This is a genomic window from Pseudoxanthomonas composti, from assembly GCF_004122095.1.
Classification (GTDB): domain Bacteria; phylum Pseudomonadota; class Gammaproteobacteria; order Xanthomonadales; family Xanthomonadaceae; genus Pseudoxanthomonas_A; species Pseudoxanthomonas_A composti.
Window position 1 is genome coordinate 329,354 of record NZ_SAWZ01000004.1, and the last position, 21,180, is coordinate 350,533.

Sequence of the window (21,180 nt, forward strand, 5' to 3'; positions counted from 1 at the left end):
GGCGTTGGCTGGCAGTAGATCCACTGTTGGAGCCGCTCCCACAACAGCAAGCGCCTCTCCGCGAAGCAGCTCCGCCAGCAACGCTGCTCAGATGCAGCGACCGATGTAGCGAGCAGCGCATCTTCATTGCCGACGCGACGCCGGTAGCGGCTGCCCCATTGGATCGCCGTGTCCGGGCTGTCGCCCGAAGAAGCATCATCGGCGCGGATCTCGTGCGATGGCGGGTCGCGATCCGCCCTACGCGCTGTGAGAGCGGCCCGAGGCCATCTCGAGCCGCTCCGACAAAGAAGCAGGGCGCCTCTCACAACCGGTAGCGACTCTAGCTCCGCTGTCTTATCCGGCTATTCCGAAACACTTGGGTTCGAGCAGCTGCTCAGACACACGGCTGCAGAGCGCTTGCGTCGCTATGCCGATGCCCTCAAAAACCCCAAGGCCTCGGCGCAGTCATGCTGCACCTTCAGGGCGAGCAGGTCATCGGCACGGGTGCGGCCCAGGGTCAGTGCGGCGATCGGCGTGCCGGCCGCGTGCGCCCACTGCGCGAAGCGGAAGCCGGAATAGACCATCAGCGACGAGCCCACCACCAGCATCGCATCGCTGTCGGCCAGCGCCGCCTGCGCGGCCTGGACGCGCTCGCGCGGGACGTTCTCGCCGAAATACACCACGTCGGGCTTGAGGATGCCGCCGCAATGGCTGCAGGCCGGAATGACGAAGCTGGAGAACTCCACGTCCTCCAGGTCCGCATCGCCGTCCGGCGCGATGCCGGCCTCCAGGCGCTCCCAGCCCGGGTTGCGGGCGATCAGCTCGGCCTGAAACTCCACGCGCGGGGTACGCCGCTCGCAGCCCATGCAGCGCACCACGTCCAGGCGCCCGTGCAGGTCGACCACCTCGCGGCTGCCGGCGGCCTGGTGCAGGCGGTCCACGTTCTGGGTCAGCAGCAGCGAGATCTGGCCACGCTGCTCCAGTGCGGCCAGCGCGTGATGCACGCCGTTGGGCTGGGCGGCCAGGAACCGCGGCCAGCCCACCAGGCTGCGCGCCCAGTAGCGCTGGCGCGTGGCCAGCTCGCCCATGAAGGCCTGGTAGGTCACCGGCTGGGCACGCTTCCACTGGCCATCGGCATCGCGGTAGTCGGGGATGCCCGAGCCGGTGCTGCAGCCGGCGCCGGTCAGCACGAAGATGCGGGCGTGGCGCTCGATGAAGGCCTGCAGGGCGGCAGGCGCCTGCGCAGGGGCCGCCGCGGCCGCCAGCGCGCTCATGTCGGCACCCTGGCAGCCGCCAGATAGCCACGGGCCAGCAGGGTGAGCTGCGTGCGCAGCAAGGCCACGCGCGCGGGCGGGGCCCCAGCGTTGAGGACATCGCACATGGGCCCGATCAGTGCGCCCAGCAGCACGCCGGCCACGGCCTGCGGATCGTCGAAGCGGGCATCGGCCGTGGCCGCCAGCAGGGCGGCGATCGCCGTTTCCATGCGCAGCTTGGCCGCGGCGATCAGTTCGGCGCCGCCGTGCATTTCGGCGATCGCATACAGCGCCAGGGAGATCTCGGCATGTTCCAGCTTGGCGCTGACGAAGGCCTCGACCAGGGCGTCGGCCGCATCGGCCAGCGCTGCCCCGCGCATCCGGGCGCTGGCGTCCTCCACTGCGCCGGCCACTGTGCCCAGGTGCCATTCCAGCAGGCCGGCCAGCATCGTGCTGCGGTTGCGGTAGTACTGGTAGAGCGTGCCGACCGACACGCCGGCCCGTTCAGCCACGCGCGTGGTGGTGGTGCCGTCCAGGCCATGGGCGATCAGAACCTGAAAGCTGGCCTGGCGGATGGCGTCCACCGTCGCCTTGGACCGCGACTGGAGCGGCTGTTTACGGGCTTGCAGGGCGTCGGGCAGGGCGCTCATCGAATGCGAATTCCCACGCGTCAGGATGCTGCATATCTTGGGTGTCCCCGAACACAACACAAGGACACCGCCATGACTGCTGCAGATCACACGCACGCCACCCACCCCATCGCCCTGGTCACCGGCGGCAACAAGGGCATCGGCCTGGGGCTGGTGAAGCAGCTGGCGCAGGCCGGCTGGACCGTCTACCTGGGCAGCCGCGACGCGGCCCGCGGCCAGGCCGCCCGCGACAGCCTTCCAGCCGAGCTGGACGTGCGCGTGCTGGCGCTGGAGGTGACCGAGGCGGCCACCCTGCAGGCCGCGGCCGACAGCGTGCGCCAGCAGAGCGGCCGGCTGGACGTGCTCATCAACAACGCCGGCATCTGCCCGGACATCGAGCCGCCCTCCAAGGCCACCCTGGACTCGCTGCGCAGCACCTACGAGACCAATGTGTTCGGCCCGGTGCTGGTGGTGCAGGCGATGCTGCCGCTACTGCGCGCCGGCACGCTCAAGCGCATCGTCAACGTCTCCAGCGAGCTGGGCTCGGCCACCCTGCATGGCGATCCCAACTTCAAGTACGGCTTCGTCAACGGCCTGAGTTACTGCTCTTCCAAGAGCGCCCTCAACGCCTTCACCGTGCTGCTGTCCAAGGAGCTGTACGCCGAAGGCTTCGCGGTCAACGCGGTCAATCCCGGCTACACCGCCACCGACCTCAACGGCCACAGCGGCACGCTCAGCGTCGAACAGGCTGCCGCCACCGTGGCCGGCGTGGCGATGTCCGAGCTAGGCACCGGCAGCTTCTTCACCGAGGGCGGCCGCCTGCCCTGGTGAGGGCGCGCGGGCCGGCACCTGCCATGCGGCAGGCGCAGGCCAGGCGTTGGCAGGGCCGCATCGCGCTGCGGGGCTGCGCTGGCCGCGGGAACCCTTCACGCGCGTGCGCATGGGGCACGGCGGGTACCGCGGCGCGGGGTTTCCGCCGCCTGCCGTCGGGCGGGATGGTCAATTGCTCCCGTGCAGCCCATCCGTGATACTCCGGTCGACCCGCAGGATGCGGGGCGCACAGCGCCTTGAGGCCGTGTGCCGTCCGTTCACCGCCGCATCGAAACCCTGTCGTCCACGTGAGTTCGCCCGTGCCATCGCCCGCTACCGCTTCGATCGCGCCCCTGCGCCTGGCGCTGCTGGAGGACGACGACGTCTTGCGCGACCGCGTGCTGCTTCCCGGGCTGGCGCGTCATGGGTTCGAGGTGGTGCCGATGCGCACGGCGGCCCAGCTGCAGGCGGCGCTGGCCCAGGGCAGCTTCGACCTGATCGTGCTCGATATCGGCCTGCCCGATGGCGATGGCTTCAGCCTGACGCGCGAGCTGCAGGCCGGGCGCCCCGGCATGGGCATCGTGATCCTCAGCGGACGGGACACCTCGCCGGACCGGGTGCGTGGCCTCAGCCAGGGCGCCGACGCCTACCTGACCAAGCCGGTGGAGATCGAGATGCTGGCCGCGACCTTGTTCAGCGTGGCGCGCCGCCTGTCGCGGCCAGCGGTCACGTCGGATCACGGGACGCCGGCCTGGCAGCTGCAGGACGACGGCTGGTGCCTGTTCTCGCCGCAGGGCAAGGCCGTGGCCCTGACCCAGTCCGAGCGCCGGGTGCTGCTGTGCCTATGGCGCACGCGCGGCAAGCTGGTCTCGCGTGAGTCGTTGCTGGCTACCCTCGGTGGCGAGCTGGGCCTGGAGATCGACCCGCACCGCCTCGATGCGCTCCTGCACCGGCTGCGGCAGAAGGTGCAGGAGCGCGCCGGCCTGGCCTTGCCCCTGACCGCCGTCCGCGGCGCCGGCTACCTGTTCAACCCGCAGGGCCCGTAAGCGGCGCGGCGGCCTGCGGAAGCCGCAGCGTGAAGCGCGTGCCCTGGCCCGGCGCGCTGTCCACCCACAGGCTGCCACCTCCCTGCTGGGTCAACTCCTGCGCCACCGCCAGGCCCAGGCCCGTGCCCTGGCCGGCCGGCTTGGTGGTGAAGAAGGGCTCGAAGGCCTGGCGCATGACCTCCGCGCTCATGCCCACCCCGGTGTCGGACAGGCGCAGCGCCACCTGACCCTCCTCCAGCCCCACCTGGATCGAGAATGTCCCGCCGTCGGGCATGGCATCGCGCGCGTTGGCCGCGAAGTTGAGCATCACCAGGTCGAACTGCGCACGGTCCAGGTGCACCACGCAGGGCAGGGCCGGCGTGCTCAGCTCGACCGCCACCGAGCTGCCGAACAGCTGCCGCAGCATCGGCTGCAGCTCGCTCAGCGCCGCGGCCACGTCGAAGTCGCTGGGCACGGCCAGCTCGCGCCGGCTGAAGCTCAGTAGCTTGCGGCTGATCGCCACGCCGCGCTGGGCGGCCAGTTCCACCCCTTCCAGCGCCTGGGCCATGGCCGGGGCATCCGTGGCCGGGTCGTAGTCCAGCTCATGCAGGCGATGACGCTGGGCGGTGTAGCCGATGATCGCGCCGAGGATGTTGTTGAAGTCGTGCGAGACGCCGCTGGCCAGCTGGCCCACCGACTCGATCCGCTGCAGGTGCAGCAGCCGCGCCTGCACCCGTTCGCGCTCGCGCATTTCAAGGCGCAGCCGCTCGGCCGAGCGGCGGGCGCTGAACAGGCCCTCGCGCAGCGCCTCCACGGTGCGGTCCAGCACCAAGGTGATCATGAAATAGCTCATTGCCAGCGAAGGCAGGTTCTGGAAGGGGTTGCCCGAGCCATTGGGCGCCTGCCCTTCCGGGCTTTCCATGCCCAGCCAGAACATCAGCGGGATGCAGACATAGACCGACCACAGCGCCCAGCGCCCGATCACCAGCGCCGCCAGGGTCAGCAGCATCATGGGATAGGGGTCGAAGGCCTGCAGCTGGTAACCGAAGGCGATATTGGCCGCGATGCCCGAGCACAGCGTGACGCCGATGAACAGCGCCGTGGCCGGCTTGACCTTGCCGCGCCGGATCAGCCACACCCCCGTCCAGGCCGCCAGCGTCATCGCCGCATCGGTACCGATGTCCACGGCCAGCTGCGTGGGATCCATCTGGATCCGCCCGGCGGTCAGCAGGTGGTAGGCCTTGTTGAGCGGGATCTCGGCGCCGAGGAAGAGCAGAAGCACCTGCAACGCCGGCGCGTTGCGACGATCGATCGGATCGGCGGCCGGCACCCTGCGCAGCCATGCCATGGCCTGACGCAAGCGCGGCCCGCGCCAGGGCAGGCGCCAGGACCGGCTGGCGTCGGAGATTCCCATGGGCCGTGAGTCTAGCGTGAGCCAGCCATGAGATTGCCGGCATTGAGCGCGCGCGGCGGCTGTCGGTAAATCCATCCACGCGTGCCGTGCGGGGAGCCGGCGCGCACTCCCTCTTCCGGACCGACCACCATGCCCAGCCTTGTCACGCCGTCCCTGCGCCGTGGGCGCACTTCGTCCCCTCGCATCCTGCGCGCCGTGTCTTGCAGTCCGTTGACGGCCGCGTTGCTGCTCTCGTTGGCCTTGCCGGTCGCCGCCGCCACGCCCGCCATCGATGCGCAGGCCCAGCCCGCCGCCCAGGCGAGCCAGGCCGATCCGGCGGCGCCGACCGCTAACTCGCAGGCCGATGAGCAGGACAGCGTCCAGGGGGCCGCGGTTGGCTCCAGCTACTTCGCCGCCAGCGGCGCCGGCGACGGCAGCGACGATGCGATGGCCACCGGCACCAACGCCGTGGCCGTTGGCGCCAGCGCCGAGGCCACCGGCAACTTCGGCGTGGCGATCGGTTCACGGGCCACGGTGACCGATGCCTATGGCATCGCCATCGGCCACAACGTCACCGCGGGCAACACCGCCATCGCCATGGGCGACGGCGCACAGGCCACCGGCCAGTCGGCCGTGGCCATCGGCGGCAGCTTCTTCGGCAGCGCCTTCGGCGACTCCGATGGCGCGCGTGCCACCGGTTTCGGTGCGGTGGCCATGGGTGCCTATGCCGAGGCCGCAGGCAACAACGCCACCGCCCTGGGCTGGTCGGCCACCGCAATGGAAGACGGGGCCGTGGCCGTGGGCAGCTCGGCCAGCGCGCAGGCGCAGTACGCGACGAGCTTCGGTAGCTCCAGCGCTGCGACCGCCGCGGCCTCCATGGCCTTTGGCTACGCCGCCCGGGCCGAAAACGACGCGGCCGTGGCGATCGGCACCTTCAGTCTGGCCGAAGGCTTCGCCGGCGTGGCCCTGGGCTACAACGCCACCGCCTCGGGCGATGGCGGCACCGCGCTGGGCGAGGGGGCACTGGCGCAGGGCCAGCAGAGCGTGGCCATCGGCGCCAGCAACGCCAGTGTGTCGGCGCAGGCCAACGGACTGGGCTCGGTGACCGTGGGCGCAGGCTCCTGGGCGCTGTCCGATTACGGCGTGGCGATGGGCTTCGACAGCCACGCCGATGCGATGTACGCCACCGCCCTGGGCGCGCAGGCCATCTCTACCAGCGACAATGCCACCGCGCTGGGCGCGCAGACCTTCGCCGATGGCGAGGAGGCCACCGCGGTGGGTTACATCGCCAGTGCGTCGGGCCTGGGTGCGGCGGCGTTCGGTTCCGGCGCCAGCGCGCTGGGTGCTGGCGCGCTGGCGCTGGGCACCAACAGTGCGGTCACCGGCGTCAACAGCGTCGCCCTGGGTGCCGGCAGCTTCGCTGACCGCGACAACAGCGTGGCCATCGGCGTGGCCGGTGCCGAGCGCCAGCTCACCCACCTCGCCGCCGGCACCGAAGCCACCGATGCAGTCAACCTCTCGCAGCTGCACGCGGTGGCCGATACCTTGATCCTGGCCGGCGGCGCGACGGTGCAGGGCATGGGCCAGATGGCCACGGCCTTGGGCGGTGGCGCAGCCTACTCATCGGCCGGTGGCTTCGTGCTGCCACGCTACGCCCTGCAGGGCGTCGGCTACAGCAACGTCGGCGATGCGCTGACTGCGCTGGATGGCGCGTTCTCGGGCCTGTCCCAGCGTCTGGCCTGGCTGGAAACATCGGGCGGCGGCGGCGCCGGCGGCGTGGCGGTCGGCGGCGGCAGCGCCGATGGTGCCAGCGTGGCCGAGGGCAGCAATGGCGTGGCCATCGGCGCCGGCGCGTCCAGTGGCGGCCAGAACGGCATCGCCGTGGGTGGCGATGCCTATGCGGCCGGGCCCAACGACACCGCGATCGGCGGCAACGCCAAGGTCAACGCCGATGGCAGCACCGCGGTCGGTGCCAATACCCGCATCGCTGCCCAGGCCACCAATGCGGTGGCCATCGGCGAGGGCGCCGCGGTCGACGCCGCGTCCGGCACCGCGCTCGGCCAGGGCGCTTCGGCCACGGCCAGCGGCGCGGTGGCGCTGGGCCAGGGCGCCATCGCCGACCAGGCCAACACTGTCTCGGTGGGCCGTGCCGGCAGCGAGCGCCGCATCACCAATGTCGCCGCCGGCACCGCCGCCACCGATGCGGCCAATGTCGGCCAGATGCAGGCCGGCGATGCGCGGGCCCTGGCTACCGCCAAGGCCTACACCGACCAACAGGTGACCGTCATGGACGATCGCTTCACTCAACTCACCGACAACCTCGGCCACCGCTTGTCCGCGCAGGACAGGCGCATCGACCGGATGGGCGCCATGGGCTCGGCGATGATGAACATGGCCATCAACGCGGCCAGCTCAAGGAGCGCCAATGGCCGCATTGCGGCCGGCGCCGGCTGGCAGAACGGCCAGAGCGCGCTGTCGGTGGGCTATGCCAAGGCGATCGGTGAGCGCGCCTCCTTCAGCATCGGCGGTGCATTCAGCGGCAGCGACAGGTCCGCCGGCGTCGGCTTCGGCATCGACCTGTAAGCACGGGCGCTCCCACATCGCGCTGCTGTCCTTTCGCCACACCCTTCCTGTTTTCGAACCGGCCGCGACGCAGCGGCCGCTCCCTGCGAGGCCCACGATGAACCCAAAGTCCACCTCTCTCCGCCGCAGCGTGCTGGCGCTGTCCCTGGCTGCCGCGGCCTGCCCCGCGATGGCGCAGGTCTCGCGTTTCGGCACCCTGCAGACCGGCGTGGCCAGCGAGCCGGTCGCCGCCTACGACGGTCTGCTGGTCACCTATCGCACCGGCAGCAGTGAGCGAAGCAGCGCCACGGCTGCCGCCGCCCGCTTGAACTCGGCACTGGCTACCACCGCCGTGCGCAGCCAGTGGAATGTGCAGTTCCGCCAGGCGCCGCCAGCGTTGAACCGGGTGCGCCGGATCGCCACCGGCGCCGATCTGGTGCGCCCGGCACGCGCGCTGAACCAGGAGCAGCTCAACAGCCTGATGCAGGCCCTGCGCGCCGACCCTGCCGTGGCCCATGTCGAGCCCAACCTGCTGCTCAAGCCGATCCGCGCCACCGCCCAGGCGATCCTGCCACCGGGTCAGTCGCCGAACGATCCAGGCGCCGTCGTGCAATGGCACATGCGCGCGGCCGACGGCCATGCCGAGTACACCGAAGCCGACGGCAGCACCGTCAACTTCCCGAACTGGGGTGGCATCAACGCCATCCCGGCCTGGCAGCACGGCGATGGGGAAGGGGTGGTGCTGGCGGTGATCGATACCGGCATCACCGCGCATCCGGACCTGGATACGTCGCTGGCCGATGCAGGCTATGACTTCATCAGCAGCGGCTTCATGTCCGGGCGCGCCAGCGACGGTCGCGCCGCCGGTGGCTGGGACCTGGGCGACTGGACCAGCGAGGACAAGTACCTGGTCGAAAACGGCGGCTGCGCGCAGAGCTACGAGCAGTCGGACAGCTCGTGGCATGGCACGCACGTGGCCGGCACCGTGGCCGAGCTGACCAACAACGGCGTGGGCATGATCGGCGTGGCGCCCAAGGCCAAGGTGCTTCCGGTGCGCGCGCTGGGCCACTGCGGCGGCACCACGGCCGATATCGCAGATGCGATCACCTGGGCCTCGGGCGGACACGTCGACGGCGTGCCGGACAACCGCTATCCGGCCGAAGTGATCAACATGAGCCTGGGCGGCTATGGCAGCTGCGCCGCCGACAGCGTCACCGCCACGGCGATCAAGAACGCCATCGCGCGCGGCACCACCGTGGTGGTGGCGGCCGGCAACGACAACAACGATGCCAGTGCCTACACCCCGGCCAGCTGCCCGGGCGTGATCAACGTCGCGGCCACCGGCATCACCGGCAAGCGCGCCTATTACTCAAATTACGGGAACACCATCACCCTGTCCGCACCGGGCGGCGGCGGCTACACCAACGACGACCCGAGCACCGGCACCAGGCCGCGCGCCGGCTTTGTGTGGTCGACCTTGAACCGAGGCACGCACGGACCGGGCGATCCGGCCTACGTGGGCTACACCGGCACCTCGATGGCCGCCCCGCACACCGCCGGTGTCGCGGCCCTGGTCATCAGTGCCGCCTATTCGGCCGGCAAACCGATCCCCACTCCCCAGCAGATCCGTGAAATCCTGACGCAGACCTCCAACGTGTTCCCGATCAAGCCGACCCTGCGCATCGGCGCGGGCATCCTGGACGCCAGCAAGGCCGTGGCACGCGCCGCAGGCCTGGCCGGCGGTGGCGACGAGGTCAATGCGGTGATGCTGAGCAAGGGCCAGGTGCTGAGCCGCCAAAGCGCGGCGCAAGGCGGCGCCCAGCTGTTCCGGATCGACGTGCCCGCCAATGCGCGCAACCTGCAGATCCGCACCCTGGGCGGCAGCGGCCAGGTGAAGATGTACGTGCGCGCCACGCGCGCGCCCAGTATCGATGGCCGTGATGCCGACGTCAGCTCGGTGCGTGCGGGCACCACTCAGAACGTGCAGACCGCCTTGCCGATGTCCGACAGCTACTTCATACGCCTGGTCGGCGGCACCGGGGGCTACAAGAACATCAGCCTGACTGCGACCTATTCGGCCTACTGAAGCACCTGCGCGCGTCGGACCGGGCGGCCCCTGCAACGGGATGCCGTCCGGACCGGCCGGTCCGGACAGCGGGCCGGCCCCTCACTCTCCCCGCGGCGGGTGCGGGGCGAAACGCCCGTACGGCCGGGAATCGTCGGCGCGGCGGCGCAGGCGTTGGGCGGCATACAGCGCCATGCCCTGCAGCGCGGCGCAGAAGGCCACCAGCGCGAACCAGCTGCCGTGCTCCCAGAACCAGCCACTGATCGAGCCGATGACGCTGGAGCCGGTGTAGTAGGCCAGCAGGTATAGCGAGGCGGCGTGGCTGCGGTGCGCACCGCCCAGCCGCCCGACCCAGGCGCTGGCGGCCGAGTGCGCGATGAAGAAGCCGATGGTCAGCACCACCACCCCGACGATGACCAGCGCCAGCGACCCGGCCAGGGTCAGCAGCAGGCCGAGCAGCGCGCATCCGGTGCCGGCCACCACCACCGGACCGCGGCCGAAGCGGTCCGAGGCCGCGCCGGCCACCGAGGAGGACACGATGCCGAAGACATAGGCCGAGAAGATCAGGCCGATCTGGCTCTGGCTCAGGCCGAACTCCGGCCCGCCCAGGCGGAAACCGGCGTAGTTGTAGACGCTGACGAAGGTGCCCATCAGCAGGAACGGGATCGAAAACAGCCATGGCAGGTTGGCATCGCGCAGGTGCCCGCCCCAGGCCCGCAGGTGGTAGGACAGGTTGATGCCGGCCTTGCGCACGAAGTGGCGCGAGCGCGGCAACAGCAGCACGAAGCCGATGGCACACAGCAGGTCGATCACGCTGATCGCCGCCAGCGCCGTGCGCCACTCGTAGCGGTCGCTCAGCAGGCTCATGCCGATGCGGCCCATCATGCCGCCGAAGGCATTGCCGGCCACGTACAGGCCAGTGGCCGCCCCCAGCTTGCTGGCCGGCAGCTCCTCGGCCAGGTAGACCATGGCCACCGCCGGCACCCCGCCCAGGGCCACGCCGGACAGCGTGCGCACGATCACCAGCGTTTCCCAGTGCGGGATGAAGGCGGCGATGAAGTTGAGCACCGCGGCGATCGCCATCGAGGCGAACATCAGCCCACGCCTGCCCAGGGTCTCCGAGACCGCCCCGGCGCAGAAGATCGCGATGGCCAGCCCGCCTGCGGCCAGCGACAGCGGCAGCGAGCTGGCCGCCGCGCTGACGTGGAAGCTGGCGGCGAAGGCCGGCAGCAGCGGCTGCACGCAATACAGCAGCGAGAAGGTGCCGAAGCCGGCAAGGAACAGCGCCAGGCGCACGCGCCACATCGACAGGTCGGCCTCTTCCCTGGCGGCGGACGCGGTCGCGGAGCTGGGCAACACAGTGGCGGGGGGCCGGGGCATGGCGCGCGGGGGCTGGCGGGGGCGGGCGCGCAGTATCCGGCCGGGCCCGACCGCCAGTCCAATATATGATGCTGGCAGGTGCCATCTGTTTGGCATATGGAATAAGCATGGAGCTGCGTCATCTGCGCTACTTCCTGGCCGTGGCCGAGGAGGGCAACTTCACCCGCGCCGCGGCCCGGGTGGGCATCGGCCAGCCGCCGCTGAGCCAGCAGATCCAGGCGCTGGAGCATGAGCTGGGCACCCGGCTGTTCGTGCGCACGCCGCAGGGCGCGCGCCTGACCGACGCTGGCCAGGCCTTCCTGGTGGAAGTGCGGCGGGTGCTGGTGGACGTGGACCGTGCCGCCGACACCGCGCGCCGGGCCGCCCGGGGCGAAAGCGGGCGCCTGCGACTGGGTTTCACCGCGTCGGCCGCCTTCAATCCGCTGGTGCCCGCCCTGATTCGCGACTACCGCCGCGCCTGGCCGGCGGTGGAGCTGGCGCTGGAGGAAACCAATACCGCCGGCCTGTTGCGCGCGCTGATGGAGGGCCGCCTGGATGCGGCCTTCATCCGTTACAGCGTCAGCACTCCAACCGAGCTGCAGCTGCTGAAGTTTCCTGACGAGCCCATGCGCATCGTCGTGCCCGCCGCGCATCGGCTGGCCGCGCATGCGCGTGCGCCGCTGTCGGCGCTGGCCGGCGAGCCCTTCATCCTGTTTCCGCGCAGCTTCGGCAACAGCCTCTACGACGAGATCCTGCAGGTGTGCCGGCAGGCCGGCTTCAGCCTGGCCATCACTCAGGAGGCGCCGCAGATGTCCTCCATCGTCAACCTGGTGGCGGCCGCGCTCGGCGTCTCGGTGGTACCGGCCTCCACCGAGCAGGTGCAACTGCCGGGCGTGCGCTACCTGGAGATCGAAGGCCTGGTGCCGGTGGCGCGACTGGCGCTGGCCGCGCTGCCCGAACGCGCGGAATCCTCGCCGGTCCTGCGCCATTTGCTGTCGCTGGCGCAGGAGCATCTGGCCATCTAGATCGCTGCGTCGCTGCATCGCTGGTCGGTGCGTCGATGCACGCATTGCTGCTCGGTGCGCGTGCCCGTTCTGCCGCGCTCGTCCTGCCGCTGACAGGGCGCAAGAGGCATCAATCGCGCAGCGCCTGGCGTGCATCGGGACGCGCGCCTCGTGATCAGCATCGCGCACCTGCGAGGTCGCCATGGACCGATGTCACCTTGGGCGCTCCGTTTGGGAAGCGACTGCCAGTACCGCATCAGGGCAGATGCCCTCAGGAAGAAACTGGGGGAGCGGCTCTCCATTGCAGCCACATCCGTTGCAGCGCGTTCTGCCGATCCAGACAGTGAGTGACAAAAGTCCGAAAGGGCCCATTTCAATCGATGCAACCGCACTGCAACACGTTGTCCCCAAACTGCAACGTGCCCTCCCCCCGATGGACACATTCGTCATGATCGCCATGCCTGCCTGGGCCGTTGCCCGCTTGCTTCACCCCGCCCGTGCGCCGCTGGCCTCCGCGCTGGCATTGGCGCTCTGCTGCCAGGCCGCCAGCGCGCAGCAAGCTCCCATCGCGCAGGACGAAACGCAGACCGATGTGGCGGGGGCCACCGCGGCCACCGACGCGCGAGCGCGCCGCGGCGAGGACGGCATCTTCTCGCTGGACCGCATGATCGTCACCGGCGCCGGCCAGGCGCAGAGCCAGTTCGAAGCCTCCTACGCGATCACCTCCATGACCGCCGAGCAGATCGACAAGCTCGCCCCGCTCAACCTGGCCAGCCTGATCGGCTCGATGCCCGGCATCTATGCCGAGTCCACCGGCGGCGAGGTGCAGAACGTCTACCGCATCCGCGGCATTCCCGACGAAGGCTCCTTCGCGGTGATCCAGGAGGACGGCATCAGCCCGTATCCAGACAACAACGGCTACTTCTACAAGACCGAAGGCCTGGTGCGCCCGGACCTGATGACCGAGTCGGTGGAAACCGTGCGCGGCGGCCCCTCGCCGATCTTCGCCTCCAATGCCGCGGCCATCGTCAACTTCGTCACCCGCCAGGGCGGGGAGACGCCGGAAGGCGCGGTGCGCACCACCGTGGGCGATACCGGCCTGTACCGGCTGGACGGCTACTGGTCGGGCAAGCTGGCCCAGGACTGGTACCTGGCCGCCGGTGGCTTCGTGCGCCGCAACGATGGCTATCGCGACGTGGATTTTCCCGCCGACGAAGGCGGGCAGTTCCGCGTCAACCTGATGCACACCCTGGACGCCGGCAAGCTGACGTTCTCGTTCAAGCACCTGGACGACAGGAACGCGTTCTACATGCCGATCCCGCTGTACGACCCGCGCGATACCTCACGCTCGCTGGATCACCTGATCGATCGCTTCACCGGCACGCTAAGCACCTCGGCACTGGAGCGGGCCGAGATCATCTCCAGCGATGCCAACGGCCGACCGCAGCGGGAGCTGCGCGACCTGTCCGATGGCCGCCACATGAAGTTCAACCACGTTGGCGCGAATCTGGACCTGGCCTTCGACAACGGCTGGAACCTCTCCAACAAGTTCGTCATCAACCGTCTGGACATGACCTTCGATGCGCTGTACTCCAGCAACGCGCCGCAGGATGCGACCGCCTACGCCAACAGCCGCCGTGCCGCGGCCGCCGCGGCGTTCCCGGGCCTGGCGTCGCTGCGCTATGTCTACACCGCCACCGGTGCGGCGTTCGACCCGGCCAGCACCGACGGGCTGGTGATCCAGGGCCAGTACCGCGCGATGAACGTGCGCGCCGATTCGGTCGCCGACGACCTGCGCATGACCCGCGGCTTCGACTGGGGCGGCGACACCCACGACATCACCCTGGGCCTGTACACGGCGTACTACGCGCGCGCCTACGACTCGCGCTACCAGAGCTACCTGTTCGAGATGCGGCAGAACCCGCGCATGATCGACCTGCTCGGCTACGACGCCGCCGGCAACGTGGTCGGTGGGGTGACGAAGGACGGCGTGGTGATCTACGGTGCCGACCGCTCGCAGGGCAAGGCCTATACCAGCATGCTGGCGCCCTACATCGCCGATACCTGGCAGGTCACCGACGCGCTGCGCCTGGAGGGCGGCGTGCGCCATGAGCGCTATCGCTATCGTGCCTGGGCGGCCAATCGCGCCACCGGCAACCTGGGCATGGCCGATACGCTGGCCGACGATGCCGCCCGGCTGCTCACCGGCGCGCGCACGCCCAGCGCGCTGGATGTCGGCGTCACCAACTGGACGGCGGGCTTCAACTACGACCTCAGCGACAAGGTGGGCGTCTACGGCCGCGTCTCGCGTGCGCACCGCGCGCCCAGCGAAGGCGCCAACGCCGGCAACGTCAACATTCCCACCGCCGAACAGTTCGAACTCGGCAGCAAGCTCAACCTGGACACGCTGGACGTGTTCGCCACCGCCTTCTACACCAAGTACGACCCCTACAACATCGGCACCAGCGCGGTGAACCCGGTGACCGGTGCGGCCGAATCCAAGGACTATCGCGGCAGCGTCACCAATCCCGGCATCGAGCTGGCCGCGGTATGGACGCCCAACGACTGGTTCCGCTTCGATGCGAACGTCACCTACAACCGCACTGAGGTCTCGGACCTGACCGAGGTGGTGGACAACGGCGCGGTCGCCATCGTCGACGTGGAAGGCAACATGCCCAATCGCCAGCCACGGCTGTACGGCAACCTCAGCCCCACGGTGTTCTTCAGCACCGGCGCGCTGGATTGGGAGACCTCGCTGCGCTACGCCTACGTGGGCAAGCGCTACGCCGACCTGGAAAACACCACCGAGCTGGCCGCCTACGACACATTGGCCGCCAACATCCTGGTGCGCAGCGGCGCATGGGACGTGCAGCTGGCGGTGGACAACCTGACCAATACCTTCGCCCTGACCGAGGGCAACCCGCGCACCGACACGATCAGCGGCCAGGGCACCCGCGAGCCGATCTATGGCCGTCCGATCTACGAGCGCAACACGCGCCTGGTGGTGACTTACCACTTCTGAGTGCCGCGCCGCTGTTGCCCGAAGTCGCAATGCGCACCTTTGAATTGCCTATGGACCTAGGTGACACCAAAAGAACGTGCATCGCCGAACTAGTGGGAGCGGGCAGCCCTTCCAGGGCGATGTACGCCATCGCGAAAAGCCGACTTCGCCACGCAGCCTGGCCCTGAGCCGGGAACGGCTCCTCGGCTCGGTCAGCCATCCCTGGCTGACTCGCCGCCGCGGGCCATCCATGGCCCGCTTTCCGCCGTCCCCGGCTCAGGGCCAGGCACGGCACCTGATGGAGTTGGACTTCGGCGAACGAAGGCTTCCAATCTGACGCGTGCAGCAGCGGTCCGGCGGGCGGTGGCCGCGGCAAGCGAGGCAGGAGCCGAGCGCGCGAGTCAGGGCAGGATGCCCTGACCGAGCGAACAGCGGCCACCGCCCGCCGGACCGCTGCCCTTCCGAAGCCAAGATGCCACGCACCTACGACTGGCGTTCGATATCGAAAGAAGAACCCCTAGATCTGCGCCATCCCACCATCCACGCACAGCTCCGCGCCCGCGACATAGCTGCCGTCCTCGCTGGCCAGGAACAGCGCCGCCGAAGCCACTTCCTGCGGACGGCCCATGCGCCCCAGGGGGATCGGTGCCACCAGCGCAGCGCGCACTTCCTCGCTGGTGGCGGCCATCATTGCCGTATCGGTCGGGCCCGGGCTGACCACGTTGACGCGGATGCCGCGCGGGGCCAGCTCCACCGTCCAGCTGCGGGCCAGGGACCGCACCGCCGCCTTGCTGGCGGCATAGATGCTGTAGGCCGGGATGCCCTTGATGTCGGCGATCGAGCCGACCAGGACGATGCTGCCGCCCTCGCGCATCAGCGGCAGCAGGGTCTGCACCGTAAACACCAGCGCGCGCACGTTGAGGCCGAAGATGCCGTCGAAATGCGCGTCGGTGATGCTGCCCAATGCGGCCGGCCCGGACATGCCGGCGTTGACCACCAGCGTGTCCAGTTGCACGCCCTGCGCGCGCAGGCGCTCGCGCAATGCATCCAGGTCCGCCTGCACCCCGGGGTCGGCGCGCTCGGCATGGCAGCTTGTCCCGATCTGCCCCGCGGCCGCTTCGGTCTGCTCCGCATTGCGCCCGGTGATCCAGGTGCGCGCGCCTTCCGCGACAAAGCGCTGCGCGATCGCCGCGCCGATGCCGCTGGCCCCACCGATCACCAGCGCGGTCTTGTCCTGCAGTCTTGCCATGTGGGTCTTTCCGTTGTGTTCGAATGGTCGCCACAAGATATATGGACTATATTTACGATCAAGAACGCACCTGATGGTGATCAGATATCGTGGACCCTATCGACCCCTGCAACGCTGACGAGCTGGACCTGAGCGACGTACAGCTGGCACGCGCCACGCTGGAGCACATCACCAACAAGTGGTCGGTGCTGATCCTGACGGTGCTGTGCCCCCAGCCGGCGCGGTTCAACGAGCTCATGCGCCGCTTGGACGGCATCACCCACAAGGCCCTGGCCGATGCCCTCAAGCGGCTCGAACGCAACGGCCTGGTCACGCGCCGGGTCATCCCCACCACGCCGATCGGCGTGGAGTACACCATCACCCCGTTGGGCCATTCCCTACGCGAGCCGTTCCAGACGCTCTATGCCTGGGCGGTGACCCACGGCCCGACGCTGCAACAGGCGCAGCACGATTTCGATGCGCGCCGCGAACTGCAGCCTGTGGCATAGCGCAGGGGACGATCACGCGCTGTGGGCACGCCATGCGTGCCCTTTGCCGGAGGGGCGACGGAGCCGAAGCAGCGGCAGATGAGCGCCGGCTTCATCCCGACTGGGATCGGCGCTTTCCCGATGGCAAGCGCCCGGCGAGGGCAAGTGGATGGCGCTGCCGACCTGAGCATTCCGTCCCACAGCCAACGCCGGATCACCTGCTGCCCGAGCGCGCACCGCGCCGTGCGACTGCTCAACATAGCTGGTCGAAGGACTGGGCGTCCACGCCGTAGCGTGGACGTTCTGCCTCACCCCTGGCTGAAGTCCAGCGCGCCGGTCAGGTCGCCCGGCGGCGGGCCGCCGGCAGCGACCATGGCCTCCTCGCGTAGCTTCAAGCCAGGCAGCTTCTCCAGGCCCCAGCGCCGGGTGATCAGGCGCGCGATCGAACCGGTGTCGTAGATCGTGTGATCCACGTGGCCGCGCTTGGCGAAGGGCGAGATCACCAGCGCAGGAATGCGCGTGCCCGGCCCCCAACGGTCGCCCTTGGGCGGGGCCACGTGGTCCCACCAGCCGCCGTTCTCGTCGAAGGTGATGACGATGACCATGTGCTTCCACTGCGGGCTGGCCTGCAGCGCGTGCACGATCGCAGCCAGGTGGCGGTCGCCGGCCTCCACGTCGGAGTAGCCGGCATGCATGTTGAGGTTGCCCTGCGGCTTGTAGAAGGCCACCGGCGGCAGCGTGCCGGCGGCGGCATCGGCCATGAACCGGTTGGTCTTGGCGGTCTCGCCGACGCCGCCATCGCGCAGGTGGCGCGCGCGCGCCGGCGTGCCCGGGGCCAAGCTGGCGAAGTAGTTCAGCGGCTGGTGATGGGCCTGGAAGTTGGGCCGGCTGGGGAACTGGCCGTTGTCGCCGGCCCCATCCAGCGCGGCCTGGAAGCCGCCGCCGTACCAGGCCCAGTCCAGGCCCTTGGCGCTGAGCATGTCGCCGATGTGTTTGTGCCGCTGCGGCGGACAGGTGTTGGGGCTGCTGGCATCGGCCAGCGCCGGATTGGCCTTGTCCACGTTGAAGCCCGGCGCATATGGCGGGCCGATGGTGTTGACGGTGAAGAAGTCCGGGGTCAGCGTGGAGTGCGAGGTGAACTTGGCCACGCCGTCCATCGCGCTGGCCGGGCTGGACTCGGTGGGAATCAGCGTGGTGCCATCAGGCTTGCCGTTGGCGGTGATGGCGATGTTCAGCCGCGCCGGGCTCTTGTCCGCGTCGGGGTAGAACGGCGGCTGCGCGGCGACCAGGTACTGGTGGTTGAGGAACGAGCCGCCGAAGGCGCCCATGAAGAAGTTGTCGCACAGCGTGTACTGCTCGGCCAGGCGCCACAGCCGCAGGTTCACCGCCGACTGACCGTAGTGACCCATCACCAGCGCGCCGCTGTCGCCCCAGGCGACGAAGCCATCGTTGCGGCCGCCGTTGATCTGCATCTGGTTGCGGTAGAACTCATGGGTCAGGTCGCGCGTGACCACCCCGTGCGGCAGCGGCTCGCCCTCGGCGGTCTTCAGCGCGAACGGTGCGTTCGGCAAGCCGGTGATCGCATCTTCCTTGATCAGGTATTCGTTGTGGTCCACGACCTGCTTGTCAGGCACCATCCCGCCCCAGATCGGCGGCAGGGTCTTCAGCAGCGTGCCGTCGCGGTCGCGCTGCTGCAGGCGGGCCGGCTCCAGCGCTTCCAGCGGCTGCTGCAGCCCGGGAAAGCCGGCGAACAGATTGTTGAAGCTGCGGTTCTCCGCGTACAGCACCACCACGTTGTGCACGTGCTCGCGCAGCTGTGCATCGGTGACGGGGGTGCGGGTCGCGGTGTGCTTGCCGGCCGGCGCACGCGCCGTGGCCTCGCCTGCCAGCCCCAGCGCGGCGCTGCCGGCGGCCAGGCCACCGAGCAGGCGGCGGCGTTGCGGATCGGAAGGGCTGGAACCGTTGTCGTGCGAATTCATCGTGGCATCTGCTGTGGAGAACAAGCGCGCATCGCGAAGTCATCGCGGTACGCGCCCCACAGTGTGCCCAACAAACATGTCAGCTGTCAGGCACGAAGGTCATGGATGCGCCGGTGCCAGAACCTTGCGGAGCGTCAGTTCCTTCGCACGCCTCGACAGGCATCGGGTGGGCGCTAGAACAAAAAAAGGCGCCGAATCCACGGCGCCCTTCCAAAACAGCGACCTGCCAGCTCAACCGTCGCGCGAGGACCGCATCGCATTGGGGACAGGCGCTCCTCGATCGCTTCGCGGGGGCGCGCTCTCGCGGACGCGAGGCGTCACCGGCTCCTGCTGCTTGCCGTTGACCAGAACAACGCCGGAACGACGTTGGCCGGGGCGCGTGGCGATGTCATTGGTAGGCGCGTCGTCGACCAGCGCATAGCGCGTACCGGCACGCCGCCACGCCCAGGCACCTGGCGGAACTGGTGTCGCGTCCAAGTACACGAAACGACCGTCGTAATCTCCGTCGACCCGTTGCGTAGCCTGGAACGTCATCCGCACCATCAGCTGCGAGGCCTTGCGGTCCTGCGTGGTGGCAACCGCTTCCATCGACTCTCGTAGATTCCGCTCGAGTTGGTCCTGTACCGCTGGCGTCAGCCGCTCGGAGGGGACGACCGAGGCGACCTCGCCTTGGCGGTCGAAAGAGACGAGCACAGGCAGCACGTTCGGCTGCGCATAGCCCATTGTAATTTCTGCACCTTGCGCGTGACCTGCGGTACCCAGCAGCAGGGCGGACACTGCAAACACCGGAATGACTCTTTTCATTGGCGACTCCTTGGCATCCATGGAGGAGGTGGCGCTCCGAACGGGGCGCGCACAACGAATGTCCGCTCATGTCAAGGCGCTGTCAAGCGAAAGACTGAGTCAGCGGCCAGCAGGTGCGTGGCCATCGGCTATGCTCAGTCAAGGAATCCAGGAGTTGAGATGGATATCACACGTGTTCTTCGTGGCTTGGCATGGTTCGTCCTAGGCGCAGCGTCGCTGGCCGTCCTGTTGTATCTGGCCCTGCTGGCGATCAACTGGTCCGACGAGCCGCCGTCCGGCGATGTCGCCACACTGCGGACACTGCTGGAGTCGCCGCCCGTGGTCGATGCGGACAACGGCTACGTCTATGCGCTTGGCCTGGTGGTGGCGGCTGACCAGGACCCGCTGGCGCAGGGTGCCAAGCGTCGTGCTTATCTGGAGAGTTTGACGGCAACTGACCGAGATCATGATGGTCTGTCGATTCCAGGAGAACGAAACCACTACGTTGCCGAACGACCCGCAGTGGTGTCCCTGTTAGAGAGCGCCTGCAAGCGCGGTGGCGCCGATTGCGCCGTGCTTCTTGAACGCTCAACCGACACGCTCGACGTCTGGATGCGCTCAGAAGGCTGGCTGCTCGAACGGTATCGACAGCTGATTCAACGCGCCCGATGGCGCGAAGTCGTCCCGTCCAACATCTCGGGACCGCTGCCTGCCTACCAGCATCTGATGCACGGGCAGGAGCTTTATCTGCTGGAAGCCTGGCGCGCAGGCAGAGCAGGCGATGCTCGCGTCGTACGCGATCACCTGCAGCGGGACCTGCGGTTCTGGCGCGAAGTCCTACGTTCGTCGAGTCTGCTGATCACCAAGGTGATTGCCGCCGCGGCGGTGGACCGGAATTTCGCGTACGGAAGCCTGGCCCTGCGTGCGTTGCCGGCGGAACTGCAGCATGAAGCGATCCCCGCGTCGTGGCGGGAGCCGATTGCCCGCGAGGAGCGTGCGATGTTCCGTGCACTGGCGGGCGAGCATCGCTGGAGCGATGCAGCAATTCTTCGTGGAGAAGGTCTTGTCGTGACCGAGTCGCTGACGGATGGGGCGCTGGCCGACCATTTGATGCGGCCACTTTTCCAACCCCAGGCCACCAGTAATCTCTACGCGGCATCGTTATTGGAGATGGCACGCGCTTTCGACGTCGCCGAGCTGACCCAGATGCCGGATGTACTGGAGCGACGGCGCGACACCGGTGGCTCCGGACTTCGGGTCCTGCTGCACCCGTACAACCCGGTTGGCCATGTTTCCATCGAGATCGCCAAGCCGAGCTACATCGACTATCTACCGCGGGCCGCCGACCTGGAGGGCGCACGCCGTGCCGCGTTGCTTGCCGCGACACTGCGCACGCAGGGCGTTACACCGGCCGATGCCGCCGCCGCGATCCGCGCCTCGCCGCTGACCGATCCATACACCGGAGCGCCGCTGCGATGGGATGCCGAACATACCAGCGTGGTGTTCACGGGCCTGGCCAGGGGCGAACGCCAGCGCAGATCCGTGCCGCTTTAACCGGCGGCTGCCGGCGCCTGTGCGGCGTGCGGGGCGTCGGCGCGGCCAGTGGACCCCGCTCGGCAAGA

At 69.1% G+C, this 21,180-nt stretch carries 15 protein-coding genes; 8 read left to right on the forward strand and 7 right to left on the reverse strand.

Annotated elements, in window-relative coordinates; genetic code table 11:
• Positions 1–404 precede the first annotated feature (404 nt).
• Both EPA99_RS09890 and EPA99_RS09895 read right to left on the reverse strand, forming a co-directional pair.
• Complete coding sequence (locus EPA99_RS09890; protein WP_129471048.1) at positions 405–1,253, reverse strand: NAD-dependent protein deacetylase; 849 nt, start codon at positions 1,251–1,253, stop codon at positions 405–407.
• The gene (locus EPA99_RS09895) at positions 1,250–1,882 is read right to left on the reverse strand and encodes a TetR/AcrR family transcriptional regulator (RefSeq protein ID WP_129471049.1); all 633 of its coding nucleotides are present in this window, start codon (positions 1,880–1,882) and stop codon (positions 1,250–1,252) included. The genes EPA99_RS09890 and EPA99_RS09895 overlap by 4 nt, the downstream gene beginning before the upstream one ends.
• 72 nt (positions 1,883–1,954) lie before the next feature.
• Here EPA99_RS09895 and EPA99_RS09900 point away from each other — a divergent pair, with 72 nt between their 5' ends.
• Complete coding sequence (locus EPA99_RS09900; RefSeq protein WP_129471050.1) at positions 1,955–2,692, forward strand: SDR family NAD(P)-dependent oxidoreductase; 738 nt, start codon at positions 1,955–1,957, stop codon at positions 2,690–2,692.
• A gap of 299 nt (positions 2,693–2,991) precedes the next feature.
• A complete protein-coding gene (locus EPA99_RS09905; protein WP_241688347.1) occupies positions 2,992–3,717 on the forward strand; it encodes a response regulator transcription factor in 726 nt (241 codons plus the stop codon).
• On the opposite strand, the gene EPA99_RS09910 is transcribed toward EPA99_RS09905, so the two are convergent.
• The gene (locus EPA99_RS09910) at positions 3,698–5,110 is read right to left on the reverse strand and encodes a sensor histidine kinase (protein ID WP_241688348.1); all 1,413 of its coding nucleotides are present in this window, start codon (positions 5,108–5,110) and stop codon (positions 3,698–3,700) included. The two genes, EPA99_RS09905 and EPA99_RS09910, sit on opposite strands and share 20 nt — an antisense overlap.
• Positions 5,111–5,239: 129 nt before the next feature.
• Here EPA99_RS09910 and EPA99_RS09915 point away from each other — a divergent pair, with 129 nt between their 5' ends.
• On the forward strand, positions 5,240–7,672 hold the full coding sequence (locus EPA99_RS09915; protein ID WP_129471051.1) for a YadA family autotransporter adhesin: 2,433 nt from the start codon (positions 5,240–5,242) through the stop codon (positions 7,670–7,672).
• Between the two features lie 97 nt (positions 7,673–7,769).
• Complete coding sequence (locus tag EPA99_RS09920; RefSeq protein ID WP_129471052.1) at positions 7,770–9,737, forward strand: S8 family peptidase; 1,968 nt, start codon at positions 7,770–7,772, stop codon at positions 9,735–9,737.
• 81 nt (positions 9,738–9,818) lie between these two features.
• Here the strand turns inward: EPA99_RS09920 and EPA99_RS09925 are convergent, their stop codons facing one another.
• Positions 9,819–11,021, reverse strand: coding sequence for an MFS transporter (locus tag EPA99_RS09925; RefSeq protein ID WP_129471128.1), 1,203 nt, complete (start codon positions 11,019–11,021; stop codon positions 9,819–9,821).
• A 182-nt stretch (positions 11,022–11,203) separates the two neighbouring features.
• Between EPA99_RS09925 and EPA99_RS09930 the strand changes: the two genes are divergently transcribed.
• Together EPA99_RS09930 and EPA99_RS09935 are read left to right on the forward strand one after the other, a co-directional pair.
• On the forward strand, positions 11,204–12,100 hold the full coding sequence (locus tag EPA99_RS09930; protein WP_129471053.1) for a LysR family transcriptional regulator: 897 nt from the start codon (positions 11,204–11,206) through the stop codon (positions 12,098–12,100).
• Positions 12,101–12,527: 427 nt separating this feature from the next.
• Entirely contained in the window at positions 12,528–15,101 is a 2,574-nt protein-coding gene (locus EPA99_RS09935) for a TonB-dependent receptor (protein ID WP_241688349.1), read from the forward strand.
• 496 nt (positions 15,102–15,597) lie between these two features.
• Here EPA99_RS09935 and EPA99_RS09940 read toward each other — a convergent pair whose 3' ends face one another.
• Entirely contained in the window at positions 15,598–16,329 is a 732-nt protein-coding gene (locus EPA99_RS09940) for an SDR family oxidoreductase (protein WP_129471054.1), read from the reverse strand.
• 89 nt (positions 16,330–16,418) lie between these two features.
• Here EPA99_RS09940 and EPA99_RS09945 point away from each other — a divergent pair, with 89 nt between their 5' ends.
• Positions 16,419–16,817 (forward strand): winged helix-turn-helix transcriptional regulator, encoded by a 399-nt coding sequence (locus tag EPA99_RS09945; protein ID WP_241688350.1) that lies wholly within the window; start codon positions 16,419–16,421, stop codon positions 16,815–16,817.
• 287 nt (positions 16,818–17,104) lie between these two features.
• On the opposite strand, the gene acpA is transcribed toward EPA99_RS09945, so the two are convergent.
• Both acpA and EPA99_RS09955 read right to left on the reverse strand, forming a co-directional pair.
• On the reverse strand, positions 17,105–18,775 hold the full coding sequence (gene acpA / locus EPA99_RS09950) for an acid phosphatase (RefSeq protein WP_129471056.1): 1,671 nt from the start codon (positions 18,773–18,775) through the stop codon (positions 17,105–17,107).
• Between the two features lie 231 nt (positions 18,776–19,006).
• The gene (locus EPA99_RS09955; protein ID WP_129471057.1) at positions 19,007–19,579 is read right to left on the reverse strand and encodes a hypothetical protein; all 573 of its coding nucleotides are present in this window, start codon (positions 19,577–19,579) and stop codon (positions 19,007–19,009) included.
• A gap of 159 nt (positions 19,580–19,738) precedes the next feature.
• Here EPA99_RS09955 and EPA99_RS09960 point away from each other — a divergent pair, with 159 nt between their 5' ends.
• Positions 19,739–21,112, forward strand: a complete 1,374-nt coding sequence (locus tag EPA99_RS09960) for a hypothetical protein (RefSeq protein ID WP_129471058.1) — start codon at positions 19,739–19,741, stop codon at positions 21,110–21,112.
• Positions 21,113–21,180: the final 68 nt, after the last annotated feature.